General features: G+C 65.5%; 13 protein-coding genes. 6 read left to right on the top strand and 7 right to left on the bottom strand.

Annotated elements, in window-relative coordinates; genetic code table 11:
* The first annotated feature begins 96 nt into the window (after positions 1-96).
* Genes BJ997_RS04225 through BJ997_RS04200 form a run of 6 tightly spaced genes read left to right on the top strand, consistent with a single transcriptional unit; the run spans position 97 to position 7,154 of the window.
* Complete coding sequence (locus tag BJ997_RS04225) at positions 97-582, top strand: NADH-quinone oxidoreductase subunit B family protein (RefSeq protein ID WP_084141055.1); 486 nt, start codon at positions 97-99, stop codon at positions 580-582.
* Complete coding sequence (locus BJ997_RS04220; protein ID WP_035835341.1) at positions 579-2,597, top strand: proton-conducting transporter transmembrane domain-containing protein; 2,019 nt, start codon at positions 579-581, stop codon at positions 2,595-2,597. The genes BJ997_RS04225 and BJ997_RS04220 overlap by 4 nt, the downstream gene beginning before the upstream one ends.
* The gene (locus BJ997_RS04215; protein WP_035835340.1) at positions 2,594-3,541 is read left to right on the top strand and encodes a respiratory chain complex I subunit 1 family protein; all 948 of its coding nucleotides are present in this window, start codon (positions 2,594-2,596) and stop codon (positions 3,539-3,541) included. The genes BJ997_RS04220 and BJ997_RS04215 overlap by 4 nt, the downstream gene beginning before the upstream one ends.
* Before the next feature lie 6 nt (positions 3,542-3,547).
* On the top strand, positions 3,548-4,207 hold the full coding sequence (locus BJ997_RS04210; protein WP_035835339.1) for a hypothetical protein: 660 nt from the start codon (positions 3,548-3,550) through the stop codon (positions 4,205-4,207).
* Positions 4,207-5,655, top strand: a complete 1,449-nt coding sequence (locus tag BJ997_RS04205; RefSeq protein WP_035835337.1) for a proton-conducting transporter transmembrane domain-containing protein — start codon at positions 4,207-4,209, stop codon at positions 5,653-5,655. Before BJ997_RS04210 ends, BJ997_RS04205 begins: the two co-directional genes overlap by 1 nt.
* Positions 5,655-7,154, top strand: a complete 1,500-nt coding sequence (locus BJ997_RS04200; RefSeq protein WP_035835336.1) for a hydrogenase large subunit — start codon at positions 5,655-5,657, stop codon at positions 7,152-7,154. The genes BJ997_RS04205 and BJ997_RS04200 overlap by 1 nt, the downstream gene beginning before the upstream one ends.
* A 77-nt stretch (positions 7,155-7,231) precedes the next feature.
* Here BJ997_RS04200 and BJ997_RS04195 read toward each other — a convergent pair whose 3' ends face one another.
* From BJ997_RS04195 to rpsO, 7 genes are all read right to left on the bottom strand, one after another.
* Positions 7,232-7,573: an ArsR/SmtB family transcription factor gene (locus tag BJ997_RS04195; protein ID WP_035835334.1), complete on the bottom strand. Its 342-nt coding sequence runs from the start codon at positions 7,571-7,573 to the stop codon at positions 7,232-7,234.
* A 43-nt stretch (positions 7,574-7,616) separates the two neighbouring features.
* Positions 7,617-8,477: a GDSL-type esterase/lipase family protein gene (locus tag BJ997_RS04190; RefSeq protein WP_035835332.1), complete on the bottom strand. Its 861-nt coding sequence runs from the start codon at positions 8,475-8,477 to the stop codon at positions 7,617-7,619.
* 140 nt (positions 8,478-8,617) lie between these two features.
* Positions 8,618-10,906 carry a polyribonucleotide nucleotidyltransferase gene (locus tag BJ997_RS04185; RefSeq protein ID WP_035835330.1) on the bottom strand — a complete coding sequence of 763 codons (2,289 nt, stop codon included), beginning with the start codon at positions 10,904-10,906 and terminating at the stop codon, positions 8,618-8,620.
* A 126-nt stretch (positions 10,907-11,032) separates the two neighbouring features.
* Positions 11,033-11,650, bottom strand: coding sequence for an FMN reductase (locus BJ997_RS04180; protein ID WP_035835328.1), 618 nt, complete (start codon positions 11,648-11,650; stop codon positions 11,033-11,035).
* Between the two features lies 1 nt (position 11,651).
* Positions 11,652-12,830: an LLM class flavin-dependent oxidoreductase gene (locus tag BJ997_RS04175; protein ID WP_052541949.1), complete on the bottom strand. Its 1,179-nt coding sequence runs from the start codon at positions 12,828-12,830 to the stop codon at positions 11,652-11,654.
* 171 nt (positions 12,831-13,001) lie between these two features.
* Positions 13,002-14,522, bottom strand: a complete 1,521-nt coding sequence (locus BJ997_RS04170) for an amino acid permease (RefSeq protein WP_035835327.1) — start codon at positions 14,520-14,522, stop codon at positions 13,002-13,004.
* Between the two features lie 202 nt (positions 14,523-14,724).
* Positions 14,725-14,994, bottom strand: a complete 270-nt coding sequence (gene rpsO / locus BJ997_RS04165; protein WP_035835325.1) for a 30S ribosomal protein S15 — start codon at positions 14,992-14,994, stop codon at positions 14,725-14,727.
* Between the last annotated feature and the right edge of the window lie 101 nt (positions 14,995-15,095).

The raw sequence follows: 15,095 nt of genomic DNA, 5'->3' as shown, positions 1-15,095 counted from the left end.
GCTAAATCCTTCATATTGTTATATAAAGAAGTAATGGAGTTTATGCAATTTCGGAAGGCTCCGCTTCGTGACTACGTATGAATATCCGGGCCTGACGTGAGTGTCCTTCGACTTGCCACCCTCATCCGTCGCGGCGGTCGCATCGCGGAACCCGCCCCCGTCGCGCCGCCCCTGTTCCCCGGTGCCGAGGTGTTCGGCGGCAGCGTGCAGGTACGGTTCATCAATGCCGGTGGCTGCAACGACTGCCCGCCGGAGGTGTCTGCAGCTTTCGGCCCGGTCTACGACGTAGAACGCTACGGGGTTCGCCTCACGCCTTCGCCCCGTCACGCCGACGTGCTCGTCATCACCGGCGCCGTCACCCGCAATATGGCCGAGCCGCTTCGCCGCACGATCGAGGCCACCCCCACGCCCCGATTCGTGATCGCTGTCGGCGACTGCGCCCTCACCGGCGGTATCTTCGCGCACGGCTACGGTATCGCCGGTCCGGTGTCTGACTTCGTGCACGTCGACCTCGAGGTGCCCGGCAGTCCCCCGGCACCAGACGACATCGTGCAAGCCCTCCGCCGGATGACCGGCCGATGACGGTTCTCGGCGCAGGCCTGATCCTGCAGCTCGTGCTCGCCGCAGTCGCCGCGGTCACCGCCCTTACCTGCGCACCCGCCGTGCGCGCCACGGCCACCGGCATCCTGAGCACCCTGCTCGCCCTGGCCGGCCTGCTGACCGGGGCCGTCGCGATGACCGGTGCCACCGGCGGCATCCTCATTCCGGTCGCTCTGCCGATGGACCCGCTCATCCTCGCTCCCGACCGGCTCGGCGGGCTCTTCATGGTGATCGTCTCGTTCGTGGGCGTGCTGGTCACGATCTTCGGCATCAGCTCGGCAACGGGCCCCGCGTCGTCGCGTACGGCATGGGCCGCCCTCCCGGTATTCCTCGTGGGAATGCAACTCGTCCCGGCCGCCACCGACTCGGTGTCTTTCCTGCTCGCCTGGGAGGTGATGACCCTCGGCTCCACCGTGCTGCTGATGGCCGACCACGCCAGCCGAGTGTCAGTTGCTTCGGCCGGCATCTGGTATTCGGCCATGTCGCAGTTGAGCTTCTTTCTCGTGCTCGCCGGTTTCGCCGTGATGGCGGCGGCCACGGGCGGCACGAGCTTTGCGACCCTCGCCACCATCGAGCCCGGTTCCTGGGCCGCCAACCTGGCCTTCGTGCTCTTCCTGCTCGGATTCGGCGGCAAGGCCGAGCTCGTGCCCCTGCACGTCTGGGTCCCGCGGGTGCTCCCAGAGGCTCCGAGCCACGTGTCAGCCGCGATGAGCGGTGCCATGGTGAAGATTGGTGTGTACGGCGCTCTGCTCGTGTGCGTGCGTCTGCTGCCGGAGGCCCCGCCGTGGTGGGGAATCCTGATCATGGTCCTCGGCGGCGCATCCGCTCTCTACGGCATCCTGCAGGCCTCGGTATCGAGCGACCTCAAGGTGCTGCTCGCGTACTCCACGACCGAGAACATGGGCCTCGTCTTCCTCGGCCTCGGCGCCTCCGTGCTCCTGCGCTCCTACGACGCCACTGCCGCAGCGGATGCCGCACTCATCGCCGCCCTGCTGCTCGCCGTGAGCCACGCCGTGTTCAAGGCCACCCTCTTCCTCGGTGCGGGCGCCATCATCCACTCCACCGGCGAACGCAACCTCGACAACCTGGGCGGGCTCGGCGCCCGTATACCCTGGACGGCGTTCTCGTTCGGGATTGCGAGCCTGGGCGCCGCCGCCATCCCCATCACCTCCGGCTTCGTCGCGGAGTGGATGCTGCTGCAGTCGCTCATTCACGGCGGACGGCTGAACGGCGAGGTCGTCTCGGTGGCAGCATCCGTTGCCATGCCGCTCGCCGTCGCCGTGATCGCCCTCACCGCCGGCCTGGCGCTGCTGACCTTCGTGAAGGCCTACGGCATCGCGTTTCTGGCTCGGCCGCGGTCGGCCGCGGCCGCCCTCTCCCGTGAGGTGCCGCCGCTCATGCGGGTATCGCTCGTGCTCGGCGCCCTCGGGGTGCTGACGCTCGGCCTCGTGCCGGGGCCGGTCGCCGCCGTCGTCGCCGCGACCGTCGGTCCGAAGACGGCCCTCGCGGCCGTACCCGTGGGCCTCGGCGGTGTCGCCCTGCCCGGAATCGGCGCGGTGCTCGACCCGATCATGCTCGTCGTGCTCGCCGCGCTCGTGGCCATCCCCATTCTGATCGCCATCGTGGTCTCGGCGCGCCGGCATCCGGCCCGCACGAGCGACCTGCCGTGGGGCGGCGGAGGGTCCCGCGCCCGGCCGCGCATGCAGTACACCGCCACCTCGTATGCCGAGCCGCTTGTTCGGGTCTTCGACGATGTGCTCAAACCCTCGCGTGACGTGCAGGTCACCCACGTGGGCGAATCCCGCTATCTCGTGGAGCGCGTCACGGTGGAACAACGGGTCTCAGATGTGATTGAAACCCGGCTCTACCGCCCTGTGCTCAACCTGCTGCAGCGTTACGGCGTTCTCGCGCGTCATGCCGCCAACGGCAGCATCCACCGCTACCTCACGTATTCCTTCGTCGCTTTTCTGATCGTGCTGATTGTGGTGTCGCTGTGAACTGGTCCGCGATCGTCATCGCGCTCGTGCAGGTCGTACTCTTTGTGTTCCTTGCTCCGCTTCTCGTGGGAATCATGCGCCAGGTGCGGGCGCGAATCGAAGGCCGCGCCGGCGCGGGAATCTGGCAACCTTGGCGCGATGTGCGCAAGCTGCTACGCAAGAACCCCGTGCGTGCTCGCGACAGCAGTTGGATGCTGCGCGTCGGCCCTGTCGGCCTTCTCATCTCGAGCTTGCTCCTGTGCGTGCTGCTCCCCCTCGTGGGCACCATCCCGTTCGATCTAATCCCGAGCGACCTCTTCGTGATCGTCTCGGTGATGTTGATCGGCGTCGTCGCGCTCGCCCTCGTGGGGCTGGACAGCGGAACGGCCTTCGGCGGAATGGGCTCCAGTCGCCACATGACAGTGGCCGCTCTCGTAGAACCCACCCTCCTGCTCTCGATCTATGCCCTGTCGATCCCGGCCGGCACCTCGACGCTCTCGCTGATCGTGCAGACCAGGCTCGACACCCCCGAGATCATCATCTCGCCGGTGAGCGTGCTCGCCATCGTGGCCCTGTCGATCGCCATCATGGCGGAGACGAACCGCCTGCCGATTGACAATCCAGGCACGCACCTCGAACTCACCATGCTGCACGAGGCCATGGTGATCGAGACCTCCGGCCGCGACCTCGCCTGGCTCCAGTTGGGCTCTTGGCTCAAACTCGCCGCGCTGCTCGGCCTCGTCGCCAACCTCGTGATTCCATGGGGAGTCGTCACCGACTTCAGCGTCCTCGCGCTCCTCGTTGGTGTGGTCACCATCGGTGTGAAGGTGCTGCTGCTGGGAGTGCTCCTGGCCGTCGGCGAGGTCTTCCTCGCCAAGGTGCGCCTCTTCCAGGTGCCCGAGCTGCTCGCAGGCTCGTTCGCCCTCGCCTTCCTCGCCGTGACCGCCTCCTACCTGGTCGCTTAGGACCCCATGACAGAAACTTTGTACACCCAACTGATAGGGCTCTGCACCGGAACCCTGCTCCTCACGAGCGCGCTCATGGTCTGGCGTCATTCGCTGCTCGCGTCCATCCGGCTGCTCTCGGCCCAAGGCGTTGCCCTTGCCGCCCTCGTGGCCGTGATCGGTGCCCAGGAGGGCGAAGCCGAGCTGTTGCTCGTGTCACTGCTCATCCTCGCCACGAAGGGTATCGGCCTGCCGTGGGTGCTCGCGCACCAGTCCAAGGCGACAATTCGCACAATTGAGGAATCGCCGCGCCTCAACCCGACGGCGGCCCTGCTGGCCGTGACACTGCTCACGATCCTCAGCTACGTCGTGGTCAGCCAGCTAATCGGCCTCGGAACGAGCGTCGGCTCCCACGCAGCCCCGATCGGACTCGCCATGATCCTCACCGGATTCCTGCTGCTGATCACCCGCCGTCGCGCCCGCTCCCAGCTCATTGGTTTCCTGCTGCTCGACAACGGCATCGCCACGGTCGCGTTCCTGACCAGCGGCGGCGTTCCCCTGCTGCTCGAATTCGGGGTTTCCCTCGACGTGCTGCTCGTGGTGCTGATCCTGCACGTCTTCGCCGGCCGGATGCGCAACAAATTCGGTGGAACCGACGTCGACCAGTTGAGAGAGTTGCACGACTAATGGAATTCGCCCTCTGGACCCCCCTCGCCATCCCGGCCATCCTGGCCGTGCTGAGCCTCACCGTCGACTCGGCACAGCTGCGCCGCTACTCCCCCGTTGCCTCGAGCGCCGCGGTGCTCGGCTCCGGCCTGTTGCTCATTTCCGTCGTTCTCGAACGCGGGGGCGCCACGAGCATCGGCGACCTGCTGCGGGCCGACGCCCTCTCCGCCTATATGCTCGCCGTGGTGGGTGCCGTCGGGCTCGTTTCCACCTGGGGCGGCATCAGCAGTCTCGCGGCCAGCCGCGGCCGCACCGCCGGCTCCTACGGCGCGCTGCTCTCTTTGTTCCTCGCCGCGATGTCCCTCGCCGTGCTCGCGGACAGCATCGGCCTCATGTGGGCCGCGATCGAGGCGACCACCATTGCCACGGCGTTCCTCGTGGGCCACCATCGCAGCCGACGCTCCCTCGAAGCGGCGTGGAAGTACGTCATCCTGGGCTCCGTCGGAGTCGCCATCGCCCTGCTCGGCATCGTGCTGATTTACGCGGCATCGATCGACACCGACACTCCAACGCTTTCGTGGCTGGCGTTGAGCCAGAGCGGTCTGGGCCTCGACCCGGCACTTGTCACCGCGGGCGGTGCCCTCGCCGTGCTCGGTTTCGCCACCAAGTCGGGCCTCGCGCCGATGCACAGTTGGCTCCCCGATGCCCACAGCCAGGCCCCCGCCCCGGTATCCGGTCTCATGTCAGGGGTGCTGCTCTCCGTCGCCCTCTATGCGATCCTGCGCATCCAGACCATCACGAACGCCGTGATCGGTCCCGATTTCCTGCGCGTCATGCTCAGCATCGGCGGCCTGCTGTCGCTTCTCGTGGCCGCGTCGCTCCTCATCCGGCAGCGCGACTACAAGCGGATGCTGGCCTATTCAAGCATCGAGCACATGGGACTGATGGCCATCGGCGTCGGCATCGGCCCGGCGGCGCTGCCTGCGGTGCTGCTCTACGTGCTCGCTCACGGACTCATCAAGGCAACCCTCTTCGTTCTCTCCGGACGCATCCTCACGATCGAGGGCACCCCGGTGATCGCGGACGTGAAGCATCTGCTCGTGCGCCGGCCGGGCCTCGCCATCCCGTGGCTCATCGCCATGAGCGCCCTGATCGGGTTTCCCCCGTTCAGCATCTTCTTCGCAGAGGTCGGCATCATCACGGCCGGCTGGTCGGTGGGTATGGGCGGCGTCGTCGCAGCGGCGCTTGTGCTGCTGCTCGTGATCTTCGCCGCGCTGACCCGGCTCACCGTGGCAATGACGATGGGCTCGCCCCCCGCGAGCGAACCGTTCACCGTGGATCGTTCCGCACACGGCCCGCGGCTGCCGATCATCCTCGCCCTTGTGACGACCGCGACGATGGCCTTCGTTGCCGAACCCGTCGGCACGCTTCTTGTGCAGGCCACCAGTGTTCTGGGAGGGACGAACTGATGAACAGCCACCCCATTGATCCTCTGAAGCCCACCGACCTGCGCATCGTGACCCGTGACGAGATCGCTGCGTCAGCATCCGCTCTGCTGGGCGTGGGCATGCGCCTGGTGCTGATGGCCTGCCACGAAGACGACGATACCTTTCGTGTCGTGTACAGCTTTGCGGGAGCGACCGGCCGCGTGGAGCTAGCGCTGACGGTGCCGAGACATGACGCCTGGATTCCGAGCCTCGCCGCCCTCTCCTTTCCCGCCGGCAACTTCGAGCGGGAGATTCGCGACCTCTACGGCGTTGAGCCACGGAACCACCCGCAGCCGCACCGGCTCGTGCGCCACGGGCACTGGCCGCGCGGGTGGTACCCGATGCTGCGCGATGCCTCGGTCGTTCCCGAGTTCGAACCCGATGTGGAGTCGTTCCCCTTTGTGGAGGTTGAAGGCCCCGGTGTGTATGAAATCGCCGTCGGGCCGATTCACGCCGGGGTCATTGAGCCCGGGCACTTTCGCTTCTCTGTTGTCGGCGAGACGATTGTGCGTATGGAGGCCAGGCAGTGGTACCTGCATCGCGGCGTCGAAAAGTTGTTCGAGGGGCTGCCGGTAGCGCAGGGCATCGCCCTGGCCGAGCAGATCACCGGCGACACGGGCGTGGGACACTCACTGGCCTTCGTCATGGCCGTCGAAGACGCCGTCGGCATCGAGGTCTCGGAACAGGACCTCGTCGTGCGCGCGCTGCTGCTCGAGATGGAGCGTCTGTACAATCACGTGACAGACCTCGGCTCGCTCGCAAACGATGTGGGATTCGGCATCGTCGACGCGCACGCCCAGTCGCTGCGCGAACAGCTCCTGCGCATCAACAAGACCATCACCGGCCACCGTTTTCTGCGCGGCGCGCTCAGCGTGGGTGGTGCCCGCGTGTTCTGCCTCCCCGACCCCACCGACCTGCGCCGCATCCAGGCCGCGGTCGAGGAACTTGTCGCCGTGTCACTCAGCCACGCCATCGTGCGCGGTCGCTTCACCGGAACCGCCGCGCTGCCCGCGCAGCAGGCCGAGACCATCGGTACCCTCGGCTACGTTGCGCGCGCCTCTGGCGTCGATGTCGACGCCCGCAGGGACCACCCCTTCGTGAATCTGGGCGAGTCATTCCACGTGGTCACCGAGGAGCGCGGCGACGTTCTCGCCAGGTACCGGGTGCGTGCGCGGGAATTCTCAGTCTCCGTCGCGGTGATCACGGACCTGGTCGCTCGGCTCGGCCCATCGACGGGCAGCGGTGCGACGGTCGACCCCCTGGCACCGGGAGCAGGTCTTTCCTTGGTCGAGGGCTGGCGCGGCACGATAGCGCACCGCGTCGAGATCGACTCAGACGGAACGCTCAGCCGAGTGAAGGTCGTGGACCCGTCGTTCTTCAACTGGCCGTCGCTGCCCATCGCGCTCTCCGAAACTATCGTCCCCGACTTCCCGCTCGCCAACAAGAGCTTCAACCAGTCCTACGCGGGCAACGACCTGTAGCCAGGCGACGTCGCCCCGCGACCCGGCCTTCAGACTCGGCTCGGGCGCTCTCGGCCTGCTTGCTACTTCGAGTCCTGCTACTTCGAGTCCTGCTCCATGGTGCGCAGCAGAGCATGGGAGTCGGTGAGGTTGGACAGCAGCATCCGTTTGGCGGCGGAGAGCAGCTCGATGGCGCCCTCATCGCGCAGGGTGTAGTAAATGCTGTTGCCGTCGCGCCGGGTCACCACGACGCCCGCCCTGCGCAGGACGCCGAGCTGCTGAGACAGATTGGAGAGCTCGCAACCCAGGGCCTCGGCCAGGCTACCGACCGAACGTTCCCCCGCTACAAGCTGTTCCAACACCTGCACGCGCAAAGGATGACCGAGCGACTTGAACAGATCGGCCTTCAACTGGGCGGCAGGAAGACCTTGACTGAGCACAAATTGAGTATATCGCTAACTTGGGATTCTTTCAAATAGATGCCTACCGACTGAGCACCCCGTCGTGCAGGAGAGCCCGCACATAGCCCAGGCTGTTCCCCAACGCGTTCGGGTGGAAATTCTGCTTGGCCAGGGGATTCGCCGGGTCGTACGCGATGAACGGGAGCCGCGCGCCGATTCCGTGGTTGGTGAATTCCTGCGCCACGTCCACGAGGGAGACCCGCGCAAGCCCGACACTGACGACGGCGTCCCGAATGACCGCATTGAGCCTATCCGTGCCGGAGTTCACGATGTCGCCGAGGGCAAGGATCCCGGGCTGGAACAACCTCGGATAGTTCAGGACCACGATCTTCGCTCCCGGCACGGCGGCAGCGATCCCGGCATAGGTCGCCGCCAGTTGCGGAGCAAGGGCGGCGAGTCGGGCAATGCTGAGGATCACTGCCGCCTGGCAGCCGGTGGACCCAGGATCCAGCGCGCAGGCTGCGAAGACCTCATTCGATCCGGCGTCGATTCCGCCGACGGTTATCGTGATGAGTTTCGTGCTGCCGCTGATTCCCAGCAGCTGCCCGGGAACGTCGGCCAGAGACGCCCCGGAACACGCGTTATTGGACACCAGGCGATAAGCGCTGGCCGCAGCGGCGATGGCCGGGTAACTCGCAAATTTGCTCCGGAGGCACGGGCCCAGCTGATACGGCGGCGCGCCCTGCCCTCCGGTGAAGGAATCGCCGAGCGCGACGTACGCTCGGCCCGCCCCCTGGCCGGTCGAGACGCTCCCGCCGGAGTCCGTGTCCTGCGCGAGCGCAGGAGCTGCGGTACCGCCGAGAATCAGCGCTGCCAGCAGCGCGGCTGTCGCGGCCAGAATTCGCCGGCGACGGGGTAGGTGCACTACCGCTGAGAGAGTCATGCGGGCACCGTACCCCCGACCTGGTACCCCGGCAATGGCGCGCGTGCCCATCTATGCGAAAAGGCCCGCACTGCCGAAGCAGTACGGGCCTTTCGTCTACCCGACCGACCTGGCGAGAGGTGATCGGGAGATCTGTGGGATTAGCCCTCGGCCGGAGCCTCTGGACCTGCGGATGCCGCGTCGCGGCCTTCCGTGTCGGCGGCCTCTTCGAGAACCGGGGCGAGCGACAGCTTGCCACGGTCATCGATCTTGGTGATCTCAACGAGCACCTTCTGGCCAACGCCGAGAACGTCTTCGACGTTCTCGACACGCTTCCCTCCGGCAAGCTTACGCACCTCAGAGATGTGCAGCAGACCATCCTTGCCCGGAAGCAGCGAAACGAAGGCGCCGAAGGCGGCGATCTTCACGACAGTTCCGAGGAACTGTTCGCCAACCTCGGGGTTGGTCGGGTTGGCGATGGAGTTGACCATTGCACGGGCCGCCTCGGCCGACGGTCCATCGACGGCGCCGATGTACACGGTGCCGTCTTCCTCGATGGAGATGTCGGCGCCGGTCTCGTCCTGGATGCCGTTGATCGTCTTGCCCTTCGGGCCGATCAGCTCGCCGATCTTGTCCACGGGGATCTGTACGCTGATCACGCGGGGCGCGGTCGGTGCCATCTCGTCGGGGCGGTCGATTGCGGCGTTGAGCACGGAGAGGATCGTCGCACGGGCGTCGCGGGCCTGGGTGAGCGCACCGGCCAGGACCGACGCGGGGATGCCGTCGAGCTTGGTGTCGAGCTGGATCGCGGTGATGAACTCGCTCGTTCCGGCAACCTTGAAGTCCATGTCGCCGAGAGCGTCTTCGGCGCCGAGGATGTCGGTCAGTGCCGCGTAGCGGGTCTGACCGTCAACGGTGTCGCTGATGAGGCCCATGGCGATGCCGGCGACCGGTGCGCGCAGCGGCACTCCGGCGTTCAACAGCGACAGGGTCGAAGCGCAAACGGAGCCCATCGAGGTGGAGCCGTTCGAGCTCAGCGCCTCGGAGACTTGGCGGATGGCGTAGGGGAACTCCTCACGCGAGGGCAGCACAGGAACTAGGGCACGCTCGGCGAGCGCTCCGTGGCCGATCTCGCGACGCTTCGGTGTTCCGACCCGGCCGGTCTCACCGGTCGAGTAGGGCGGGAAGTTGTAGTTGTGCATGTAACGCTTCTTGGTGACAGGGTTGAGCGAGTCAATCGACTGCTCGAGTTTCAGCATGTTCAGCGTGGTCACGCCGAGAATCTGAGTCTCACCACGCTGGAAGATCGCGGAACCGTGCACACGGGGAATGACGGCAACCTCGGCGTCGAGCGGGCGGATGTCCGCAAGGCCGCGGCCGTCGATGCGAATTCCCTCGTTGAGCACGCGTGAGCGCACGACGAGCTTGGTGACCGACTTGTAGGCGGCGTTCACCTGGTTGTTCGCACTCGCGTCGAGCTCTCCGGCCTCGACCTTGGCCGCGACGGCGGCTTTGACGGTGGCCTTGAGGGCGTCGTCGGCACTCTGACGCTCGACCTTGTCGGCGATCAGGTAGACGTTCTTGAGCTCGTCGTAGGCAACGGCGGCGACGGCGTCATAGGTGGCCTGCTGGTAGGGCGGGAACAGCGCGAAGTCTGCGGTCGGCTTGGCCGCCTTGTCGGCGACTTCCTGCTGCGCGGCGACGAGCTGCTTGATGAACGGCTTGGACGCTTCGATGCCCTGGGCAACGACCTCTTCGTTCGGCGCGATGGCGCCACCCTTGATGAGGTTCCAGGCACCGTCGGTGGCTTCGGCCTCGATCATCATGATCGCGACGTCCTGCGCGCCAGACGCATCTGTCACAACACGGCCGGCGACGACCATGCTGAACACGGCGTCGGCGAGTTGCGAGTGCTTCGGGAAGGCAACCCACTGGCCGCTTCCGTTGTCGTCGGGCACGAGAGCGACGCGAACGCCACCGATCGGGCCGGAGAACGGCAGGCCGGCGAGCTGGGTCGACATGGAAGCCGCGTTGATCGCGAGCACGTCGTAGAGTTCGTCGGGCTCGATGGCCAGAACGGTGATGACGACCTGGATCTCGTTGCGGAGTCCGTCTACGAACGACGGGCGCAGCGGCCGGTCGATCAGGCGGCAGGTGAGGATGGCGTCGGTCGACGGGCGACCTTCGCGGCGGAAGAAGCTGCCCGGGATGCGGCCCGCGGCGTACATGCGCTCTTCAACGTCGATGGTGAGCGGGAAGAAGTCGAAGTTGTCCTTCGGCTGCTTGCTGACGCTCGTGGCGGAGAGAAGCATCGTCTCTTCGTCGATGTAGGCGGCGGCAGATCCCTGCGCCTGCTGGGCGAGACGCCCGGTTTCAAAACGGATGGTGCGCTTGCCGTACTTGCCGTTATCGATAACGGTTTCGGCGAAAGTGATTTCTGGACCCTCCATGTGGGGGTTCTCTCCTTTTATGTTTGCTTCTCGCCATGCTGGCGACGAAGGCTCGCGTGCCCGTGTGACAGGCGAGTTGGACAGGTCGATATCAAAAAATCAACCCCGTCAACTCTAACAGACGCGTCAGAAACCACCGGTCGGGCTGAAGGACGAGTCGAGGGCGAACGGATCGCGCACCTGGGTGGATCGCCGGGAATTCTCGACCAGCGCGGCCAGCTCGCCCGCAGCGCGCTCGATGCGGTCTGGCAGGGTGGCCAGCGCGCCCGCAGCGGTGCCCCAATCTTCTGCGGCGGCGAAAACCGCCGTCGGCACGACGACGGCATGCAGGTACGTGAACATCGGGCGCAGCGCGTAATCGAGGGCGAGCGAATGGCGCGGAGTGCCGGCGGTCGCGGCGATCAGCACGGGCAGATCCGTGAGGGCCTGACTGTCCAGCACGTCGAAGAAGGATTTGAAGAGCCCGCTGTAGCTTGAGGTGAAGATGGGCGTCACGGCGATCAGGCCGTGTGCCGTCGACACGGCCTCGATCACGGCAGCCAGCCGCGGGCTCGGAAATCCGGTCAGCATGTTGTTCATCACGTCCTGGGCGACATCACGCAGTTCGACTGTGACCACCTGTGTCTCCACGCCCTGCTCCGTCAGCCGTGACACCGTGGCGGCGGCGAGTTTGTCGGCGAGCATCCGGGTAGAGGAGGGCTGGCTGAGCCCCGCCGAGACTACGGCGACGGTGCGCACTGTCATCTCAGGACCGCCGAGTGGTGTCGGCAAGATCGGTGTCCGCGCGGTCGGTGTCTGCGCGCCCGGTGTCCGCGCGCTCCGTGCCGGACGCCGATTTCTCCGCTCCCACCCGTCGAGCGGCGGCCACGAGCGATGCGTGGGTGGGCGCGGAGGGTACGTTCGCCGGCCGGTTACGGGCAAGTTCCTTGCGCAACACGGGAACGACTTCTCCGCCGAGGATGTCCAGCTGCTCAAGCACGGTCTTGAGCGGCAGGCCTGCGTGGTCCATGAGAAACAACTGACGCTGATAGTCGCCAAAGTGATCGCGCATACCGGCGTAGCGGTCGATCACCTGCTGCGGGCTGCCGACGGTGAGCGGTGTCTGCTCGGTGAAGTCTTCGAGGCTCGGTCCGTGCCCGTAAACGGGGGCATTGTCGAAGTACGGCCGAAATTCGTTCACAGCATCCTGGGATTTTGTGCGCATGAACGCCTGTCCACCGAGGCCGACGATGGCCTCGGACGCGGGGCCATGGCCGTAGTGCTCGAAGCGGGCGCGGTAGTACCCGATGAGCTTCATGTAGTGCTCTTTGGGCCAGAAGATGTTGTTGGCGAAGAATCCGTCGCCGTAGTAGGCGGCCTGTTCGGCGATCTCGGGGCTGCGGATGCTGCCGTGCCAGACGAAGGGCGGCACACCGTCAAGCGGCCGCGGCGTCGATTGGAATCCCTGCAGCGGGGTGCGGAACTGTCCCTCCCAGTCCACGAATTCCTCGCGCCACAGCCGCCGAAGCAGCGCATAGTTCTCGAGAGCGAGCGGAATGCCCTGACGAATGTCCTGACCGAACCACGGGTAGACGGGTCCGGTGTTTCCGCGACCGAGCGTCAGGTCGACACGCCCGCCGGACAGATGCTGCAGCATGGCGAAGTCTTCGGCGATCTTCACGGGGTCGCTCGTCGTGATGAGCGTCGTCGCGGTTGACAGAATCAGTTTCTCGGTCTTGGCGGCGATATACCCCAGCAGGGTCGTGGGCGACGATGGCACGAAAGGCGGGTTGTGGTGCTCCCCCGTGGCGAAAACGTCCAGCCCCACCTCTTCGGCCTTCTGGGCGATAGCCACCATGGCCATGATCCGCTCCTGCTCGCTCGGTTCCCGACCGGTCACGGGGTCGACCGTGCGGTCTCCCACCGTGAAGATTCCGAACTGCATCTCAGCCTCCCAATATCAATGCGTCTGCATGCACGTCCGTGACAACGACCACGATTTCGATCTTATTCCCGCGAGCCCGCGACGGGATCGAGCCATGAGGCCCGGGGAAGCCCGCCTCTAGCGCCGTTAACTCCGGAGCTGCCGCGTCACTTCGCGTCGGCAGCCTCGGAGTCAACGGCTGGGGGGGGCAGCCACGAGGGGCGTGCCGTCGGCCGCGAGGCCTCGCTGCCTGCGCCCGAGCACGGAATGACTGCGGCCGTACAGGAAGTACACGGCGAAGCCAATCAGGAGCCAGACGCCGAAGCGCGCCCACGTCAGGGTCGTAAGGTTCAGCATGAGCCATACGCACAGCACTGCGGAGAGGATCGGCAGGAACGGGGAGAACGGCACCTTGAAGGCGCGCGGCAGATCCGGTCGCTTCTTACGCAGCACGACCACGGCGATGCTCACGAGCACGAAGGCGGAGAGCGTTCCGATGTTGATCATCTCCTCAAGCACCCCCACGTCGGTGAGGCCGGCGATCAGCGCCACGGCGAGGCCGGAGATGATCTGGATGCGGGCCGGGGTACGACGCTTCTCCGACGTGACACTGAGCCAGCGCGGCAACAGGCCATCACGGCTCATGGCGAATAGCACCCGGGAGAGCCCCAGGAGCAGCACCATGATGACGGTCGTGAGACCCACGAGGATACCGACCGAGATGATCTGCGCCGCCCAACCTGCCCCGACAGCCACGAAGGCAGTCGCGAGTGAGGCGTTGGGGTCGTCGGCGAGCACGGTGTACGGCACCATGCCGGTCAGCACAAGGCTCACCCCGATATAGAGCACCGTGACGATGGCCAGGCCGGCGAAAATTCCCCGCGGCAGCGTCTTTTGGGGGTTCTTGACCTCCTCCGCCGACGTGGCGACCACGTCGAAGCCGATGAAGGCGAAGAACACGAGCGAGGCACCGGCGAGAAGCCCGAAGAGTCCGTACTGAGCTGGAGCGGCGCCCGTCATGAATGAGAAGAGTGACTGCATCCAGACATCGCCCTCACCGGGCGGGGAAGGCACCGACTCCGGGATGAACGGGGTGTAGTTCGCCGCCTTGACGAAGAACGCGCCGACGATGATCACGAACACCACGATGGCGACCTTGATGATAGTGAATACGCTCGCTACCCGGGCCGACAGCTGAGTGCCGAGCACGAGCAGCGTCGTGAAGATCGCCACGATGACGAACGCTCCCCAGCTCACGTCGAGGCCGAGGACCGGAATCGTGGACGGAACGTCCCAGCCGGCGAGATCGAACACCGTACTCAGGTAGATGCCCCAGTACTTCGCAATCACGGCCGCGGCTGTGAGCATTTCGAGAATCAGATCCCAGCCGATGATCCAGGCCAGGAGTTCGCCGAGCGTGGCATACGTGAAGGTATAGGCCGATCCTGCGACCGGTACGGCCGAGGCGAACTCGGCGTAACACATGATTGCGAGGGCGCAGGTGAACGCGGCCAGCAGGAACGCCAGAGTGACGGATGGTCCCGCGTAGCTGCCGGCAGCCTTGGCGCCGACAGAGAAGATTCCGGCGCCCACCGCAACAGCGACGCCCATGATCATGAGATCCCAGGTTCCCAACGTGCGTTTGAGGCTGTGGCCCTTCTCCAGAGAGTCTGCAATGGAATCTTCAATACTCTTGGTGCGCCAGAGGCTCATCGTCGAATGCCGTCCGTTTCGTTGGTTTCTACGTGTTCATGCTAAACCCTCGAAGGATTCCCTTTTGCGCATTCAGCCCATCGCAGACACTTCGCAACCGGGCGGACCGGACAACAAACGAGCCGCCACCCAACGGGTGACGGCTCGTGTGTAAGAAGTTCGCGTAATCAACGCTGCATTCGGTTAGTGTGACGAAGTCAGACTAGCGACGCAGGCCGAGGCTGCCGATAAGTGTGCGGTACCGAGTGATGTCGATATCGGACAGGTAACCGAGCAGACGACGACGCTGACCAACCATGAGAAGCAGGCCACGACGTGAGTGGTGGTCGTGCTTGTGCTCCTTCAGGTGCTCCGTCAGGTCCAGAATGCGCTGCGTGAGCATCGCAATCTGAACTTCGGGGGACCCTGTGTCGCCTGGGTGGGTAGCGTACTTTTCGATGATCGCCTTCTTAGCATCGGCTTCGAGTGCCATAGATGGGATCCCCTTTCTCTCACTGCGCGGTGCCCTTGGCAGGATGCCTGAGCTCTCTTTATCCGCGGCCGTTGAACGGCAACCTCCATATTTTAGCAGAG

The organism is Cryobacterium roopkundense (genome assembly GCF_014200405.1).
GTDB lineage: Bacteria > Actinomycetota > Actinomycetes > Actinomycetales > Microbacteriaceae > Cryobacterium > Cryobacterium roopkundense.
Note: the sequence above shows the minus strand (reverse complement) of the source record. Positions and strands in the feature narration are given on the sequence as shown.

What these genes read in the sequence shown, in the direction of transcription:
- BJ997_RS04220 (WP_035835341.1), top strand. Translation starts at nt 579, where the DNA reads ATGACGGTTCTCGGCGCAGGCCTGATCCTGCAGCTCGTGCTCGCCGCA.
- BJ997_RS04210 (WP_035835339.1), top strand. Translation starts at nt 3,548, where the DNA reads ATGACAGAAACTTTGTACACCCAACTGATAGGGCTCTGCACCGGAACC.
- BJ997_RS04205 (WP_035835337.1), top strand. Translation starts at nt 4,207, where the DNA reads ATGGAATTCGCCCTCTGGACCCCCCTCGCCATCCCGGCCATCCTGGCC.
- BJ997_RS04200 (WP_035835336.1), top strand. Translation starts at nt 5,655, where the DNA reads ATGAACAGCCACCCCATTGATCCTCTGAAGCCCACCGACCTGCGCATC.
- BJ997_RS04190 (WP_035835332.1), bottom strand. Translation starts at nt 8,477, where the DNA reads ATGACTCTCTCAGCGGTAGTGCACCTACCCCGTCGCCGGCGAATTCTG.
- BJ997_RS04185 (WP_035835330.1), bottom strand. Translation starts at nt 10,906, where the DNA reads ATGGAGGGTCCAGAAATCACTTTCGCCGAAACCGTTATCGATAACGGC.
- BJ997_RS04180 (WP_035835328.1), bottom strand. Translation starts at nt 11,650, where the DNA reads ATGACAGTGCGCACCGTCGCCGTAGTCTCGGCGGGGCTCAGCCAGCCC.
- BJ997_RS04175 (WP_052541949.1), bottom strand. Translation starts at nt 12,830, where the DNA reads ATGCAGTTCGGAATCTTCACGGTGGGAGACCGCACGGTCGACCCCGTG.
- BJ997_RS04170 (WP_035835327.1), bottom strand. Translation starts at nt 14,522, where the DNA reads ATGAGCCTCTGGCGCACCAAGAGTATTGAAGATTCCATTGCAGACTCT.
- rpsO (WP_035835325.1), bottom strand. Translation starts at nt 14,994, where the DNA reads ATGGCACTCGAAGCCGATGCTAAGAAGGCGATCATCGAAAAGTACGCT.